Source organism: Flavobacterium sp. 9, assembly GCF_002754195.1.
In the GTDB taxonomy this organism is placed as follows: domain Bacteria; phylum Bacteroidota; class Bacteroidia; order Flavobacteriales; family Flavobacteriaceae; genus Flavobacterium.
Window position 1 is genome coordinate 4,107,406 of sequence record NZ_PEEU01000001.1, and the last position, 16,687, is coordinate 4,124,092.

The 16,687-nt window shown below is 34.1% G+C and carries 14 protein-coding genes; all 14 read left to right on the top strand.

Going from position 1 to position 16,687, the window contains the following annotated elements; translation table 11 throughout:
- Positions 1-73 precede the first annotated feature (73 nt).
- On the top strand, positions 74-547 hold the full coding sequence (gene mraZ, locus CLU81_RS17010) for a division/cell wall cluster transcriptional repressor MraZ (RefSeq protein ID WP_099710898.1): 474 nt from the start codon (positions 74-76) through the stop codon (positions 545-547).
- The gene (gene rsmH, locus CLU81_RS17015; RefSeq protein WP_199174574.1) at positions 522-1,430 is read left to right on the top strand and encodes a 16S rRNA (cytosine(1402)-N(4))-methyltransferase RsmH; all 909 of its coding nucleotides are present in this window, start codon (positions 522-524) and stop codon (positions 1,428-1,430) included. Before mraZ ends, rsmH begins: the two co-directional genes overlap by 26 nt.
- Before the next feature lie 16 nt (positions 1,431-1,446).
- Positions 1,447-1,794, top strand: a complete 348-nt coding sequence (locus CLU81_RS17020; protein WP_099710899.1) for an FtsL-like putative cell division protein — start codon at positions 1,447-1,449, stop codon at positions 1,792-1,794.
- Positions 1,785-3,794, top strand: a complete 2,010-nt coding sequence (locus tag CLU81_RS17025; RefSeq protein WP_099710900.1) for a penicillin-binding protein — start codon at positions 1,785-1,787, stop codon at positions 3,792-3,794. Before CLU81_RS17020 ends, CLU81_RS17025 begins: the two co-directional genes overlap by 10 nt.
- Entirely contained in the window at positions 3,791-5,254 is a 1,464-nt protein-coding gene (locus tag CLU81_RS17030) for a UDP-N-acetylmuramoyl-L-alanyl-D-glutamate--2,6-diaminopimelate ligase (RefSeq protein ID WP_099710901.1), read from the top strand. The genes CLU81_RS17025 and CLU81_RS17030 overlap by 4 nt, the downstream gene beginning before the upstream one ends.
- An 82-nt stretch (positions 5,255-5,336) precedes the next feature.
- Positions 5,337-6,566, top strand: coding sequence for a phospho-N-acetylmuramoyl-pentapeptide-transferase (gene mraY / locus CLU81_RS17035; RefSeq protein WP_099710902.1), 1,230 nt, complete (start codon positions 5,337-5,339; stop codon positions 6,564-6,566).
- 51 nt (positions 6,567-6,617) lie between these two features.
- On the top strand, positions 6,618-6,968 hold the full coding sequence (locus tag CLU81_RS17040) for a four helix bundle protein (RefSeq protein ID WP_099710903.1): 351 nt from the start codon (positions 6,618-6,620) through the stop codon (positions 6,966-6,968).
- 63 nt (positions 6,969-7,031) lie between these two features.
- Complete coding sequence (gene murD, locus CLU81_RS17045; RefSeq protein ID WP_099710904.1) at positions 7,032-8,363, top strand: UDP-N-acetylmuramoyl-L-alanine--D-glutamate ligase; 1,332 nt, start codon at positions 7,032-7,034, stop codon at positions 8,361-8,363.
- Between the two features lie 86 nt (positions 8,364-8,449).
- Entirely contained in the window at positions 8,450-9,766 is a 1,317-nt protein-coding gene (locus CLU81_RS17050) for an FtsW/RodA/SpoVE family cell cycle protein (RefSeq protein WP_099710905.1), read from the top strand.
- A gap of 38 nt (positions 9,767-9,804) precedes the next feature.
- Positions 9,805-10,890, top strand: coding sequence for an undecaprenyldiphospho-muramoylpentapeptide beta-N-acetylglucosaminyltransferase (murG, locus tag CLU81_RS17055; RefSeq protein WP_099710906.1), 1,086 nt, complete (start codon positions 9,805-9,807; stop codon positions 10,888-10,890).
- 153 nt (positions 10,891-11,043) lie between these two features.
- Complete coding sequence (murC, locus tag CLU81_RS17060) at positions 11,044-12,393, top strand: UDP-N-acetylmuramate--L-alanine ligase (RefSeq protein ID WP_099710907.1); 1,350 nt, start codon at positions 11,044-11,046, stop codon at positions 12,391-12,393.
- A complete protein-coding gene (locus tag CLU81_RS17065; RefSeq protein WP_099710908.1) occupies positions 12,380-13,102 on the top strand; it encodes a cell division protein FtsQ/DivIB in 723 nt (240 codons plus the stop codon). Before murC ends, CLU81_RS17065 begins: the two co-directional genes overlap by 14 nt.
- A 6-nt stretch (positions 13,103-13,108) precedes the next feature.
- On the top strand, positions 13,109-14,530 hold the full coding sequence (gene ftsA / locus CLU81_RS17070; RefSeq protein ID WP_099710909.1) for a cell division protein FtsA: 1,422 nt from the start codon (positions 13,109-13,111) through the stop codon (positions 14,528-14,530).
- 84 nt (positions 14,531-14,614) lie between these two features.
- The gene (gene ftsZ / locus CLU81_RS17075) at positions 14,615-16,627 is read left to right on the top strand and encodes a cell division protein FtsZ (protein ID WP_099710910.1); all 2,013 of its coding nucleotides are present in this window, start codon (positions 14,615-14,617) and stop codon (positions 16,625-16,627) included.
- Positions 16,628-16,687 lie beyond the last annotated feature (60 nt).

Genomic DNA, 16,687 nt, shown 5'->3' on the forward strand with positions numbered 1-16,687 from the left:
AAAGTGGTATATTGTGGTAAATAGTGGTAATATTTTTTATATTTTTGTCCTATAACATATTAATGAATTTTTCTTGAACACAATTGTCGGAACATATGAGTGTAAAGTCGATGCTAAAGGAAGGCTTATGTTGCCCGCACCTTTGAAAAAGCAATTGACTGCATCTCTTCAAAACGGATTTGTTTTGAAGCGCTCTGTTTTTCAACCGTGTTTAGAATTGTATCCAATGGACGAGTGGGATTTGATGATGCAAAAAATCAACAAGCTGAATCGTTTTGTAAAAAAAAACAATGACTTCATTCGAAGATTTACTGCTGGTGTTAAAATGGTAGAAATTGATGCGTTAGGAAGATTATTGGTTCCAAAGGATTTAGTAGCTTTTTCAAGTATTTCTAAAGATGTCGTTTTTTCATCTGCGGTTAATATTGTGGAGATTTGGGATAAGGATTTATATGAAAAATCAATAAGCGGCGAAGATATGGATTTTGCAGATTTAGCCGAAGAAGTAATGGGAAATATTAATGACGACGACAATGGAATATCATAATCCGGTTTTGCTTCATCCTACAGTTGATGGTTTAAATATTAAACCTGACGGCATATATGTAGATGTTACGTTTGGTGGCGGTGGTCATTCAAAAGAGATTTTGAGACGATTAGGGCCAAACGGTAAATTATTTGCTTTTGATCAGGATGAAGATGCTCTTGCAAATGCGTTGCCGGACGAACGGTTTACCTTAATTAATGAGAACTTTAGATTTATAAAAAGGTTTTTACGTTTTCATGGTGTTAAAGGAGTAGATGGAATTTTGGCAGATTTAGGAGTTTCATCACATCAGTTTGATGTTCCTGAAAGAGGTTTCTCAACAAGATTTGATGCTGAACTCGATATGCGGATGAGTCAAAAAAATGATTTAAGTGCTTACCGTGTGGTTAACGAATATGAAGAACAGGATTTACGTCGTGTTTTTTTTGATTATGGGGAGTTGAAGAATGCGCCACTTTTATCGAGAACAATTGTAGAGGCAAGAGAGCACAGGCCAATTAAAACTACAGATGAATTGAAAGATGTTCTGGCGAAGTTTTTACCGGAAAGAATTCGAAACAAAGTATTGGCTCAGATTTATCAGGCTATTCGAATTGAGGTAAATCAGGAAATGGATGTTTTGAAAGAGTTTATAGAACAGTCTTTAGAAATTCTAAACCCCGGCGGAAGATTCTCAGTAATCTCTTATCATTCTCTTGAAGACAGATTGGTAAAAAGATTTATTAAAAACGGAATGTTTGAAGGAGAACCAGAACGTGATTTTTTCGGAAATTTTTCTGTTCCTTATAAAACGATAGGAAAGTTGATTGTTCCGGATGATGCCGAAATCAAAATCAACAATAGAGCAAGAAGTGCAAAATTGAGAATTGCTGAGAAGATATAATATATATAGGTAGAAAATGAAAGGTGGAGTATTTAGCATATTAAAAGCAAGATTTCTGATTAACGATGATGCAGTAAAAAACTGGAGATTCATTGTTTTCATCATTCTTCTTGCTATACTGATGATTGCAAATACGCAACGATACGAACAGAAAGTTTTTGAAATTGCAAAGCTCAATAATGAAGTAAAAGAATTGCGATCAGAATTTGTAGATCGCCGTTCAGAATTGATGAAGTTAAAAATGGAGTCGACTATATCGGATAAAATGCTTGAAAAACAGATTTTTCCATCAACGGTTCCTCCGGTTAAAATAGAAGTTAAAAAAGAAGAAGAAAAAAGTTTCTTTAAAAGAATATGGCAGTAGACGATAAACATATATCCTACAGAATTTACCTCGTAGCAGTTTTCATCTTTGTGATGGCAATTGCTATTGTCGTTAAATTAACCAATATTCAATGGGTTGAAGGAGATTATTACAGAAAGCTGGCGAAACAACGTACGGTTAGAAATTTTGTGATTCCGGCAAACAAAGGAAATATTTATTCGGCTGATGGGAGTTTATTGGCAACATCGATTCCTAATTATGAAATTAGATTTGATGCTAAAGCGCCAAAAACAGAAACTTTCGAAAAATATGTAAAAGCATTATCAGATTCATTGGCTACAATTCTGGACAGACCGGGAGGTTATTACGAACAGGAATTAAGAAAAGCCAGAGCTAATAAGAATCGTTATTATTTGATTGCCCGCAATTTAAGTTATACTGAATATGTAAAAATTAAAGGTTTTCCATTATTCAAATTAGGTGCTTTCAAAGGCGGAATTATTATCGAACAAGAAACGGTTAGAAAACATCCGATAGGGAAAATTGCAGAAAGAACAATTGGTTACGATCGTATTGATCCGACGTCAGGAATTGAGGTTGGAAAAGGAATAGAGTGGGCTTTTAAAAGTTATCTGAACGGAAAAGACGGAAAAATTCTAAAGCAAAAAATTGCAAAAGGTCAGTGGAAACCTATTCGAGATGTAAATGAAGTAGATCCAATAGATGGTTATGATGTAATTTCTACGATAGATGTTTTTATTCAGGATATTGCGCACCACGCTTTGTTGAAGCAATTGGAAGATTATCAGGCAGATCACGGTTGTGTAGTGGTTATGGAAACTGAAACGGGACATGTAAAAGCAATTTCTAATTTAGGAAGAGCAGAAGATGGATCGTATTATGAAACTACAAACTACGCTATTGCAGAATCTCACGAGCCGGGATCGACTTTTAAATTAGTTGATTTAATGGCAATTTTAGAAGATAAAGTAGCTGATACAAGTACGGTTTATGACAGTCACGGAGGTCAGATAAGATATTATGGACGTCCGGTTAATGATTCGCACAGAGGTGGTTACGGAAAAGTTTCGTTAGCTCGTGGATTCGAACTTTCGTCAAATACAGTAATGGTTCAGGCGGTTTATGAAAATTACAAAACCAATCCGGCAAAATTTGTGGATCACATTAATAGCTACGGATTAAATAAGACGTTAGGATTGCATTTTAAAGGAGAAGGAAGACCATATATTCCGCAACCGGGAGACAAACATTGGTCAGGAATTTCACTTCCGTGGATGGCTTTTGGTTATGGAGTTTCGGTGACACCAATGCAAACATTAGCGCTTTATAATGCAATTGCGAATAACGGAGTAATGGTGAAACCTCAATTTGTTTCTGAAATTAAAGAATGGAACAAAACCATCAAGAAATTTGATGTTGAAGTGATTAATCCAAAAGTATGTTCGCAGGAAACTATTAATAAAGTAAGAGCTGTATTGCAGAATGTGGTTAAAAAGGGAACAGGTTCTAAGTTGTATTCGAAAGATTTTTCGATGGCAGGAAAAACAGGAACAGCTCAGGTAAATTATGGTGGAAAAGAAGGAAAATCAGCGTTGTATTATGCATCTTCTTTTGTTGGTTATTTCCCGGCAGATCATCCTAAATATTCTTGTATAGTTGTGGTTCATAAACCTAATACATCTAAGAATAATTATTATGGAGCAGACGTTTCCGGGCCGGTTTTTAAGAGAATTGCTCAAAAAATATTTACAGACGCACCTTCGACAAATAAAATTAAAAAGTTAGACTCAAGGATTCCGAAACAAGAAGACAATTATAATCAATATACTGTCGATGTAAATAAAAAATTAAATCAGATTCCTGATTTAAAAGGAATGCCGGGAATGGATGCAATTGCTTTACTGGAGAATTTAGGTTTGAAAGTAAAAGTAAATGGGGTAGGAAAAGTAAAAAAACAGTCTTTACAAGCTGGACAAAATATTAGTAGAAACACAACAATAGTATTAGAATTATCGTGAAAATACTTAAAGACATATTATACAAAGTAGCAATTGAATCTGTAACAGGTTCGACTGAAATTGATATACACAAAATTGATTTTGATTCAAGAAAAATTGAAGCAAATGATGTTTTTGTGGCAATTCGCGGATCACTTTCTGATGGACATGATTATATCCAGAAAGCTATTGAACTAGGTGCTATTGCGATTATTTGCGATACTTTGCCTGAGAATATTGAAAAAGGAATTACATATATACAAGTAAAAGATACCAATACAGCATTGGCTTTTATGGCGGCTAATTATTTTGGAAATCCTTCTGAAAAATTAAAATTAGTTGGTGTTACAGGAACAAACGGTAAAACAACGATTGCATCATTATTGTTTCAGTTGTTTCAAAAAGCAGGATTTAAAGTTGGGTTATTATCAACTGTAAAAATCATGGTTGATGAAACGGAATATCCTGCAACACATACAACACCAGATTCTATCATAATAAATCATTATCTAAATGAAATGATTGAAGCTGGAGTGACACATTGTTTTATGGAAGTGAGTTCACACGGAATTCATCAAAAGAGAACAGAAGCATTGCATTTTGTTGGAGGGATTTTTACCAATCTTTCGCATGATCATTTAGATTATCATCCAACTTTTGCAGAATACAGAGATGTAAAAAAATCATTTTTTGATTCATTGCCAAAAACAGCTTTTGCATTATCAAACGTTGATGATAAAAACGGAACTGTGATGTTGCAAAATACAGTTGCGAGAAAATTTACATATGCCTTGAAATCTTATGCTGATTTTAAAGCGACAATATTAGAAAGTCAATTGTCTGGTTTATTGCTAAAAGTAAATGACAATGAAGTTTGGGTAAAACTTATCGGAACTTTTAATGCTTATAATGTTTTGGCAATTTACGGAACTGCTGTAGAATTAGGAATGGATAGTCTGGAAGCGTTACGCTTACTATCTGATTTAGAGAGTGTTTCTGGTCGTTTTCAATATATTGTTTCAGAAGGAAATATTACAGCAATTGTAGATTACGCACACACGCCGGATGCTTTGGATAATGTATTAAAAACGATTAATGATATCCGTACTAAAAACGAACAGCTAATTACGGTTGTTGGTTGTGGCGGAAACAGGGATAAAACGAAAAGACCAATTATGGCAAAAATTGCTACAGATCTTAGTGATAAAGCAATTTTAACTTCTGATAATCCAAGAAATGAAGATCCTGAAGTGATCTTAGATGAAATGGAAAAAGGTGTTGAAGCTCATAATTATAAAAAAATATTAAGGATTACCGATCGTAAACAAGCTATAAAAACGGCTTGTCAATTGGCTCAGCCAAATGATATTATTCTAATTGCAGGTAAAGGCCACGAAACTTATCAGGAGATAAGCGGAGTTCGTCATCATTTTGATGATATGGAAACTGTAAAAGAAATCTTAGATCAACTAAACAAATAATAAAAATAAATTTTTAAGTTCAAATACCACCACAATGACTGGAATTTGGAATTTCTAAATTGGAATTTAAAAAATATAAAATATGCTATACTATTTATTTGAATATTTCGACAAAACACTAGACATCCCAGGAACTGGAGTTTTTCAATACATCACTTTTAGATCAGCTTTAGCGTTAATGCTTTCGTTGCTTTTGTCAACGATTTACGGAAAAAGAATTATCAATTTTTTGCGTAATCAACAAGTTGGTGAAACAGTTCGTGAATTGGGTTTACAAGGTCAAAATGAAAAAGCAGGAACGCCAACAATGGGTGGATTGATTATCATTTTTGCAACTCTTGTACCGGTTTTGTTGTTTGCTCGTTTGCATAATATTTATATCGTATTGCTTATTGTAACCACGCTTTGGATGGGAACAATTGGTTTTATTGATGATTATATTAAAATATTCAAAAAAGATAAAGCAGGTCTTAAAGGAATTTTTAAAGTTATTGGTCAGGTTGGTTTAGGACTTATCGTTGGAACTGTTTTGTATTTTAATCCGGCAGTTACAGTAAGAACTGACACAGGATATGTTGGTACTCAAAAAAATGTTAGTACAGCTGTGGTTATGCCTGCTCCAATGGAAGAGAAATCAACTGCAACGACAATTCCTTTTGTAAAAAATAATGAGTTTGATTATGCCGAATTGTTATCATGGACTGGAGAAGGATATGAAAAATGGGCTTGGTTAATTTTTATTCCGGTTGTGATTTTTATTATTACAGCAGTTTCAAACGGAGCAAATTTAACAGACGGTATCGATGGTCTCGCAGCGGGAACTTCGGCGATATCTGTCTTGGCGCTCGGAATATTTACGTTTGTTTCCGGTAACATTATATTCTCTAATTATTTGAATATTATGTATATCCCCAATTCGGGAGAAATGACTGTGTTTATATCTGCATTTGTTGGTGCTTTGATTGGATTTCTTTGGTACAATTCTTATCCCGCATCTGTTTTTATGGGAGATACAGGAAGTTTGACTATTGGTGGAATTATTGCAGTTTTGGCAATTGCGGTTAGAAAAGAATTATTAATTCCGTTATTGTGTGGAATCTTTTTAGTGGAGAATTTCTCAGTGGTTTTGCAGGTGAGTTATTTTAAATTCACTAAAAAACGTTTTGGTGAAGGACGCAGAATTTTTCTGATGTCGCCATTACATCATCATTATCAAAAGAAAGGATATCATGAAAGTAAAATCGTAACCCGTTTTTGGATTGTTGCGATTATGTTAGCCATATTATCAATTGTTACTTTAAAACTTAGATAATTTCAATTAAAAATTGAGAATTAAAAATTAAAGTATTGCATGTTCTTATAAATGAAAGAAAATATTATTCAGGATAAATCATTCCTTTTTGCAGTTAGAATAATCAATTTGTATAAATATCTAACCACTAAAAAGAAAGAGTTTGTTTTGAGTAAGCAGATTTTAAGATGTGGAACCTCAATTGGGGCAAATATAGAAGAGTCAATTGGAGGACGTTCTGATAAAGAGTTCTTATTTAAGCTTGAAATTTCATATAAAGAAGCTAGAGAAACAATTTATTGGTTGAAATTATTAAAAGCAACAGATTATATTTCTGTAAGTGAATTCGATAGTGTCTTTGGTGAGGCTGATGAAATTTGCAGAATATTAGCGAAAATTATAATAACCCTAAAAGGAAAATAGGAATTCGATTGAAAGTCATACTGATTTTTAATTTTTAATTCTAAATTTTTAATTACATAGCCTATGAGATTGGTAGTATTAGGAGGAGGAGAAAGTGGTGTAGGTACCGCTATTCTTGGGAAGAAAAAAGGATACGATGTTTTTGTATCGGATTTTGGAAAGATAAAGGAAAGTTATAAAGAAGTTCTTATCATTAATAAAATTGCCTGGGAAGAGGAACAGCACACTGAAGACCTGATTTTAAACGCCGATGTGGTGATGAAAAGTCCGGGAATTCCTGAGAAGTCTCCAATAGTACAAAAACTTATCGCTGCGGGAATTAAAGTAATCTCGGAAATTGAGTTTGCAAAACCTTTTACTGAAGCGCTGACAATTGGAATTACAGGTAGTAACGGTAAAACGACTACAACAATGTTAACGCATCATTTGCTGAAATCGGCAGGTTTGAATGTAGGTTTAGGAGGAAACATCGGGAAAAGTTTTGCCTGGCAAGTAGCCGAGAATAAATTCGATGCGTATGTTCTTGAGTTAAGTAGTTTTCAGCTTGACGGAATTATAGATTACAGACCTGATATTGCAATAATTACGAATATTAGTCCAGATCATTTAGATCGATACGAATATAAATATCAAAAATATATTGATTCAAAGTTTCGAATAACAATGAATCAAACGGAAAGCGATTATCTTATTTACGATGCAGATGATGAAGCAATTACGGAATGGTTAAAAAATAACACAACAAAAGCAAAATTAATTCCTTTTTCATTGTCTAAAACGTTCGATGAAGGGGCTTCTATAAATAACAACAAAATGGAAATAAAGATCAACCAAGAAGAGTTTACAATGGAAACAGAACACATTGCGTTAGAAGGAAAACATAACATGAAAAACGCAATGGCAGCAAGCTCCGTGGCGAAATTGATGCAGATTAGAAATGCAACAATTCGCGAAAGTTTATCAAATTTTCAAGGTGTTGAACACCGTTTAGAGAAAGTACTTAAAATTCAGAATGTACAATATATCAATGATTCAAAAGCAACAAATGTAAATGCTACATTCTTTGCTTTAGACAGTATGAATGTTCCAACGGTTTGGATTGTTGGTGGAGTTGATAAAGGAAATGATTACAACGAATTGATGTCACTAGTTCGTGAAAAAGTAAAAGCAATTATCTGTTTAGGACTTGATAATCGTAAGATCATTGAAGCTTTTGGAAATGTTGTTGATATCATGGTTGAAGTAAATAATATGAACGACGCTGTAAAAACAGCACAACGTTTAACGGAAAAAGGAGATGCAGTTTTATTGTCACCAGCCTGCGCAAGTTTCGATTTATTCGAAAATTACGAAGACAGAGGAAAGCAATTCAAACAAGCAGTACACAATTTATAAAAATAGTTTAAAGTTTCATGTTTCAGGTTTCAAGTTTGACGCCTAAAACATGAAACCTGAAACAAAAGAAACTTGAAACAAAAGGCATGAAAGAACTAGTAAACAAACTAAAAGGAGATAGAGTAATATGGTCATTCGTGGCTTTATTAGCGCTGTTTTCGTTTATGCCAGTTTTTAGTGCGAGTAGTAATCTGGCATATATTGGTCACGGAACCGGAAATACATTGGGATATTTGGTAAAACATTTAGCTCACGTTTGTATTGGATTCCTGATTATTTATTGGGTGCACAGAGTTCCGTATCATTATTTTAGAGCGATTTCGAAAATAGCCTTGCCAATTGTTTGGTTTTTATTGCTTTATACATTGTTGAAAGGAACTGTAATTGCCGGAGCAAATGCGAGTCGTTGGATTCAGGTACCTTTTATTGGTATTACATTTCAAACGTCGACTTTGGCGGCCAGCATATTATTCATATTTGTAGCGCGTTATTTGTCAAAAACCAGAGACGAGAATGAGCCGTTTCAAGCTTCATTAATACAGCTTTGGTTACCGGTTTTTATAACATTGGCACTTATTTTGCCAGCAAACTTTTCGACAACAGCGTTGATTTTTTCAATGGTTATGATGCTGACATTTATTGGTAAATATCCATTAAAATATATCGGTTTTATTATAGGTTCGGGAATTGCAATGTTAGCGTTCTTCCTTTTGGTGGCGAAAGCTTTTCCTGATTCAAGATTCTTTAGCAGGGTATCAACTTGGGAAAGTCGTATTATGAACTTTACCACAGATAAACCTGATGAAGATGATTATCAAATCGAAAAAGCAAAAATTGCGATTGCATCAGGAAAACTTGGAGGATTAGGGCCAGGTAAAAGTGTTCAGAAGAACTTTTTGCCTCAATCATCTTCGGATTTTATCTATGCAATTATTGTTGAAGAATATGGATTAGTGGGCGGAGTATCGATATTGATTTTGTATTTATTGTTATTGTTCCGATTTGTTATCGCATCGCATAAAGCAACTACTTTGTTTGGAAAATTAGTCGTCGTCGGGCTCGGGTTTCCAATGATATTTCAGGCGATGATTAATATGGCGGTTGCTGTAGAATTATTGCCGGTAACGGGACAAACGCTTCCGCTGATAAGTTCCGGAGGTAGTTCGATTTGGATGACATGTTTCTCTCTTGGAATTATCATTAGCGTGACTAAAAAAGACGAAGAAATCGCCGAAGAGCAAGAAGAAAAAGAAAGACGTAAAGAAGCACTTCAACGATTAATTGATAAAGAATTATCAGAAGAAGATTTGCCGGCTGACGAAAAAATATATGAAGAAGAAGGAATGTATTCGATTGAGGATACTTCCAGAAATCCAATGAATGCAGTATTAAATAAAGCTTAGAAACAGGATAATTTTTAAGCGTTATAATTTTAAAGAATATGACAAAGTATAAATTCATACTAAGTGGCGGTGGAACTGGAGGGCATATTTATCCGGCAATTGCAATTGCAAATGAATTAAAATTACAATTTCCTGATGCTGAATTTCTTTTTGTAGGTGCAAGAGATAAAATGGAAATGCAAAAAGTGCCTCAGGCAGGTTACGAAATAAAAGGTCTTTGGATAGCTGGTTTACAAAGAAAATTAACGTTGCAAAATTTGATGTTTCCGTTAAAATTGGCAACAAGTTTGCTAGAGTCAAGACGAATTATCAAACAATTTAAACCAAACGTAGTAATAGGTACCGGAGGTTTTGCCAGCGGACCATTATTGCAAGCGGCAGGTTCGGCAGGAATTCCAACAGTAGTTCAGGAACAAAATTCTTTTCCGGGAATTACAAATAAGTTGTTGAGCAAAAAAGCAAAAGCAATTTGTGTTGCTTACGAGAATTTAGAAAGGTTTTTTCCAAAAGAAAAAATTGTTTTAACAGGGAATCCGGTTCGTCAGGATTTAATAGATATTGAAAGTAAACGCGACGAAGCAATTGCTTTTTATGGTTTAGATCCGAATAAAAAAACATTGTTGGTTTTAGGAGGAAGTTTAGGAGCAAGAAGAATCAATCAGTTAATTGAAAAAGAATTGCAAAATATGCTTTCGCAAGATGTACAAATCATCTGGCAATGTGGAAAATTATATTTTGAAGATTATAAAAAGCACAATCAACAAAACCTTAGAGTAGTTGATTTCATAGAAAGAATGGATTTTGTGTATGCTGCTGCAGATGTGATTATTTCGCGAGCAGGAGCGTCATCGGTTTCAGAATTATGTATTGTTGGGAAACCAGTAATTTTTATTCCGTCACCAAATGTGGCCGAAGATCATCAAACAAAAAATGCGCAGGCAATTGTAGATGCAAAAGGAGCTATTTTATTGAAAGAATCAGAATTGGAAAATGAGTTTAGTATTGTTTTTGAAGCTTTATTGAAAGACCAGGGAAAACAAAAACAATTAAGCGATAATATCAAGAAACTGGCGATGCCAAATGCAACGAAAGTGATTGTGGATCAGATTAAAAAGTTGTTATAATATAACTTTTTACGAAAATTATAGAACAAAATTAAAAATTTAGAACGCTATTTTTAAGCGTTTTGAGTTGTTAAAATAATAAAATTACAAAGGCTTAATTACTAGTTTTTTATAAAATAAAGCAACTTGTAAATAGCTCAAAACTAAATAGAAATGAATTTAAATCAAATACAAAACGTTTATTTTATTGGCATTGGAGGCATCGGAATGAGTGCTCTGGCTCGCTATTTTAAAAATATAGGGAAACAGGTTTCTGGTTACGACAAAACGCCATCAATGTTAACAAGCGAATTGATAGAAAGTGGTATTGATATTCATTTTGAAGATAATATTAGTTTGATTCCGAGTGAGTATTATGCAGAGAATACGTTGGTAATTTTTACGCCAGCGGTTCCAAAATCACATTCAGAGTGGAATTATTTTATCGAAAGAAATTATGAAATTAAAAAGCGTGCCGAGGTTTTAGGAATTATTACCAAAGACACTTTTAGTTTTGCGGTTGCCGGAACACACGGAAAAACTACAACTTCAAGTATTCTTGGACATATTTTATTTGAAAGCGGAGCTGATGTTACGGCTTTCGTTGGTGGAATTGTAGAGAATTATAATTCTAATTTAATTGGAAGCGGAAAAACCGTAACAGTTGTAGAAGCAGACGAGTTTGATCGTTCATTCTTGCATTTGCATCCTAATATTGCCTGTATTACTTCAATGGATGCAGATCATTTGGATATTTACGGAACAAGTGAAGCTATTGAAGAATCGTTTGTAGAATTTGCTTCAAAAGTAGAAGACAAGAATAAGCTGTTTATAACCAAAGAATTACCTCTGGAAGGAGTTCAATGTGCTATAAATGAAGATGCTGTATATAAAGCGTTCAATGTGCGTATCGAAGATGGAAGCTATGTTTTTGATGTAGAAACTCCATCAGAAATCATGAAAGATTTGCATTTTGGATTGCCTGGAAAACACAATTTAATGAATGGCTTAATGGCTATTGCGATGGCAAAAACTTTTGGCACCCCGACCGATGCCATCGCAAAAGCCATTGCATCATTCAACGGAATCAGAAGACGTTTTTCTTATCAGATTAAATCTGAAAAGTTAGTTTATATAGATGATTATGCGCATCATCCAACAGAAATAAATGCTGTACATCAAGCGGTTAGGGAATTGTATCCAAATCGTAAAGTATTGGCAATTTTTCAGCCGCATTTATTCAGCAGAACAAGAGATTTTGCAGATGGATTTGCTGAAAGTTTATCTCAATTTGATGAAGTGTTTTTAATGGATATTTATCCTGCACGTGAATTACCGATGGAAGGAATTACATCTGATTGGTTGTTGGGTAAAATGACAAATTCGAACAAGAAAATTGTTGCAAAAAGTGATTTATTAGCGGAGATCAAAGCCAGTGATGCGCCAATAATTGTGACAATAGGAGCTGGTGATATTGGTGAAATGGTTCCGTCAATTAAAAAAATGCTAAATGAAAATATTTAATTGGACAAATATTCGATTATTTCTCATTTTAGGGCTTGTTCTTTTTTTATATTCTTTTGCTCAACATCGAAATGGAGATCGAAAATTGAAGAAATCGATGGTCGTTTTTGTAGGAGAAAATACGCTTTTTGTGAAGCCGGAAACGGTTAATAAATTGTTGATAGAAAATAAAAGAGACGCTTCCAGTATCCGAAAAGATGAGTTAGATTTGAATAAGATAGAAAAAACCCTTGATACGCAAGACATGATTGAAAAGTCAGACGTTTTTGTAAGTATCGATGGCGTTCTAAAAGCGGTAGTAAAACAGAAGACACCAATAGCGCGAGTTTATGATGGTGATCAATCTTTCTATATTGACTATGAGGGTAATAAAATGCCTTTGTCCGACAATTTTACATCGCGAGTTCCTCTTGTTTCAGGGGCAATAAATAAAAAAAATAACGAAGATTTAGCTGCTTTATTTCGCACAATTTATGACGATGCGTTTTTGAAAAAAAACATCATTGCAATACAAATTATGCCGAATGGCAGCCTAAAAATGTTTAATCGAAATTATAATTACGTCATCGATTTTGGCAGAACGATGAATGTTGATAAGAAATTTAGAAACTATAAAGCTTTTTTTCAAAAAGCAGTTTTAGATAGTTCGTTATACAAATACAATAAAATTGACCTTAGGTTTACGGAACAAGTAGTTTGCACAAAATAATAGAAAATGGAAAAAGATAACATTGCAGTAGGTCTAGATATTGGAACAACCAAAATAGTTGCCATGATAGGCAAGAAAAATGAGTATGGTAAGTTGGAAATTTTGGGTATTGGAAAATCCAAAAGTTTGGGAGTTGCACGTGGAGTTGTAAACAACATTACGCAAACTATTCAATCAATTCAGCAAGCAATACTTGAGGCAGAAAATAATTCAGGTTATAAAATTAAAGATGTGGTTGTTGGTATCGCAGGACAACACATAAGAAGTATACAGCATACAGATTACATCAGCCGTAATAATCCGGAAGAAGTAATTGGCGAAAAAGATATTCAGCTTTTGATTGACCAGGTTAATAAATTGGCCATGTTACCGGGAGAAGAAATTATTCATGTTTTGCCGCAAGAATTTAAAATCGACGGACAATCTGAAATTAAAGAACCAATTGGAATGTACGGTGGAAGACTGGAATCTAGTTTTCACGTAGTAGTTGGGCAAGCTTCTTCGATCAGAAATGTTGGAAGATGTATTCAAAGTTCAGGAATCGAATTGTCAGGATTGACATTAGAACCATTGGCTTCGGCAGATGCAGTTTTGAGTCAGGAAGAAAAAGAAGCAGGTGTAGCTTTAATTGATATTGGTGGTGGAACAACAGATTTAGCCATTTTTAAAGATGGTATTATTCGTCATACAGCAGTGATTCCTTTTGGAGGAAATGTAATAACAGACGATATTAAAGAAGGTTGTTCGATTATCGAAAAACAAGCAGAGCTTTTAAAAATAAAATTCGGATCGGCTTGGCCGGGAGAAAATAAGGACAACGAGATTGTTTCTATTCCGGGTTTAAGAGGAAGAGAACCAAAAGAGATTTCGCTTAAAAATTTATCTAAAATTATTCACGCTCGTGTTGTGGAAATTGTAGAACAGGTTTTTGCAGAAATTAAAGCTTATGGACACGAAGATCCTCGTAAAAAATTAATTGCCGGAATCGTTCTTACAGGTGGTGGAGCTCAACTAAAACATATTAAACAATTAGTAGAGTACATTACAGGAATGGATACCAGAATTGGATATCCAAACGAGCACTTAGCAGGAAATTCAAGTGAAGAAATTTCTAGTCCTTTATTTGCAACAGCAGTTGGATTAGTAATGAATAGTATCGAAAATAGTACGCAAAGTGCTGTTAGAATGGAGATTGTAAATGAGCAGCCAAGAGTGGTGTACAGAAATGTTCCGCCTCAGCAACAACAACCTGTACAACAACGATACGAAGTAGAAGAAAACTACGTTGAAAGAGTAGAAACTATTGAAGAGACAAGAGAAGTTAGAAGTAATGCCTCTAAAGAAGAATCTACCGAAACAAAAATTAGAAGATCATTTTTTGATAGGTATGTCGACAAAATCAAAGATTTTTTAGACAACGCAGAATAAGACAATAAAAGAAAAGGATTACTTTTTTGGCCCCAAGTCAAGAAGTAAAAAATGTATTAAATAAGAATTTCAAAAACCAAAAAGATGATGAGCAACTCAGAATTTGGAAGTATTTCATTTGATTTACCAAAAAACCAATCAAATGTAATCAAAGTAATAGGTGTAGGTGGTGGAGGTAGTAATGCTATTAACCACATGTTTAAACAAGGTATTAAAGGCGTTGATTTCATCGTTTGTAATACAGATTCACAGGCACTACAGAACAGTTCGGTACCTAATAAAATTCAGTTAGGTATGAATTTAACAGAAGGTCTTGGAGCAGGAGCAAATCCTGATGTAGGACAACAATCTGCTATAGAAAGTATCGCTGATATCGAGAAAATGTTGGACCGTGGTACTAAGATGGTATTTATTACCGCTGGTATGGGTGGAGGAACAGGTACAGGTGCAGCTCCGGTAATCGCACAATTGGCAAAAGAAAGAGAAATTTTGACAGTTGGTATCGTTACCATTCCGTTTCAGTTTGAAGGGAAAGTACGTCAGGAACAAGCACTTTTAGGAATCGAAAAATTGCGTAAGCAAGTAGATTCTTTAATTGTAATTAATAATAATAAGTTAAGAGAAGTATACGGAAATCTTGGTTTTAAAGCAGGATTCTCTAAAGCTGATGAAGTTTTGGCAACAGCCTCAAGAGGTATTGCTGAAGTAATTACGCATCACTATACTCAAAATATCGATTTACGTGATGCTAAAACTGTTCTTTCGAATAGTGGAACAGCTATCATGGGATCTTCTGTTGCTGCAGGTGAAAACAGAGCTAAAGATGCTATCGTTTCGGCATTGGATTCTCCGTTGTTAAACGACAACAAAATTACAGGAGCCAAAAACGTATTGTTGCTTATCGTTTCTGGATCAAACGAAATTACATTGGATGAGATTGGAGAAATCAATGATCATATTCAGGTAGAAGCAGGTCATAATGCTAATATTATCATGGGAGTTGGTGAAGACGAAACTCTTGGTGATGCTATTGCTGTGACTATTATTGCAACAGGTTTTGATGTTGAACAACAAAATGAAATTGTAAATACTGAGCCTAAAAAGATCATCCATACATTAGGAGATGATCAAAGAAGTGTTTATGATTTGACAAATAAATCAGTTACTTCTTTTGATTTAAATGCTGAAACACCAACTGCGAAATCAGAAGAAAAAATTGTTTTCGATTTAATGGATGACACTTCATTTGCGGATACGGTTGCTCCCGTAATACCAACTCCGGTTACTCCAGTTACTCCGGTTGCAGTTGCTCCATCTATGAATCAGGAAGAATTGGTTGTAATGTCTGAGTTTATCAAGAATCTTGATGTTACTTTTGAAATTGTTTCACCAATTACAGATATTGATTTTACAATTACAGCGCCAACTCCTCAAGTACAGGCTTTTCAGGAAGTAAAACCTGTTCAGCAAAGAACTTTCGAAAGAGAAGAACAAACTACTTTCTCATTTGACTTACCTCTTTACAGATCAGAACCAGAAGCTAGAAAAGAGCCTGTTGTTGAACAAGAGACTAAAATTTTATTCGAATTATCGAATGAAACACGTAATATAAAAGTGAATGATCCAGTACAATTTGTGCCGGTAACTGAAGTTTCAGAGAACGGAATCATCAAATATTCTCTAGAAGAATACATGGAGGTTGAAAATGAACTAACAGCATCAAAACCGGTTGAAAAAGTGATAGAAGATGTAATTCCTGAGGAATTAAATATCACTATGAAACCAAGAGATTTTGCAAGTGAAGCTGATTATTCTACAACATCAAATGTTTCTCCGATGGAATTAACAATTGAAGAAACATTACGTTTAAGAGCTGATGAAAGAAGAAAGAAACTAAAAGAATTTAATTATAAATTTCATAATAATGTTTCCAGAATCGATGAACTTGAAAAAGAACCTGCTTATAAAAGATTAGGAATCGATTTGTCTAATTCACAATCAAATAACACGGGTTCCAGAATATCAGTTGGGACAGATAGTAATAATGATTTGCAATTGCGTTCAAACAATTCATTTTTGCATGACAATGTAGATTAATTTTACAATCATAATAAATATGGATAACCCGAGAATTGGATTTAATTTTCGGGTTATTTT